Here is a 1,037-nt window from a genome sequence, read left to right on the forward strand (position 1 = left end):
TCCTCCAGCGAGGAGGCCTGTTCCTCGGTGCGCTGGGACAGATCGGTGTTGCCCTGGGCGATCTCGGAGGAGGCTGAACGCACGTTGTTGGCACCCTCCAGGATCTGCCCGACCAGTCCGTCGAGGTGATCCATGGAACTGTTGATGGCTTCCTGCATGCGACCGAATTCGCCCTGGTATTCGCCCTGCATGCGCACCGTCAGTTCACCCTCCGCGAGGGCCTGCACGGCGCGGATGGCCTCATCGACGGGTTCCTTGACCGAGTCGACCAGCCGGTTCAGTTCATCGCCCAGTTGCTGGACGAAGCCGTCCATCTGGTCGGTGTCGATGCGTTCATCCAGGCGCCCCTCCAGCACCTCCCGGATGAGCCTTTCGATCTGGCTCTCGGCATCACGCTGAGCAGTCAGGTCGAACCACTCCAGTGTGTTGCCCAGGAACTCGCCTTCTTCGGAGTTCTCCCCGGTCACGTGGACCTTGAGCACCGCCTCGCCAACGGTATATTCGCGGTCGATGCCTTCCTCGCGGCAGGCGTCCATGGTCGAGCGTTCGGGAATCAACTGGGGGAAGACCCGGTCCAGGCGCTCGCCTTCCGAGACCGCGGGCGTGCCGCCGGCGGCACGGATGTCGCCGGAGCGCTCCTGCAGCAGCCGTTTCATCGGCTCGTTCATGTAATTGATGGTCCAGTCCGGGCGGATCATCATGAACGGCTGGGTGGCGGTATCCACCGCCCAGCGCATGCGCACCAGTTCGTTGTATTCGTCCGCGGGGATGGTAATGCCTTCCGCGTTGCTTTCAGCCGCCATGTTGCTCTCCTGGTCCGGAATCGGTTGGGCTCCGCCGGTCCGGCGGAACGAAACGTTCGCTTGGGGCGGCGCGGGTGCGTCGCCGGGTTACGGGCAGCGGGGCTTACCGGATCGGTCCGCGCCCCGTGCGGTTCAGAACTCTTCCCATTCTTCGCTGCTGTCCGCGGTGGCGGACTTCTGCTGCGTCCGGGCGCGCGGGGCCGGCTTCTTCTTCTCCTCTTCCTTCTTCGCGGC

At 64.9% G+C, this 1,037-nt stretch carries 1 protein-coding gene; it reads right to left on the minus strand.

Annotation, left to right across the window (positions count from 1 at the left end):
• Positions 1–803 (minus strand): HAMP domain-containing protein (locus G020_RS0114580; RefSeq protein ID WP_029681370.1); only part of this gene is annotated, 803 nt, incomplete at its 3' end.
• Positions 804–1,037 lie beyond the last annotated feature (234 nt).

It is taken from the genome of Thioalkalivibrio sp. ALR17-21 (assembly GCF_000420185.1).
Lineage (GTDB): Bacteria > Pseudomonadota > Gammaproteobacteria > Ectothiorhodospirales > Ectothiorhodospiraceae > Thioalkalivibrio > Thioalkalivibrio halophilus.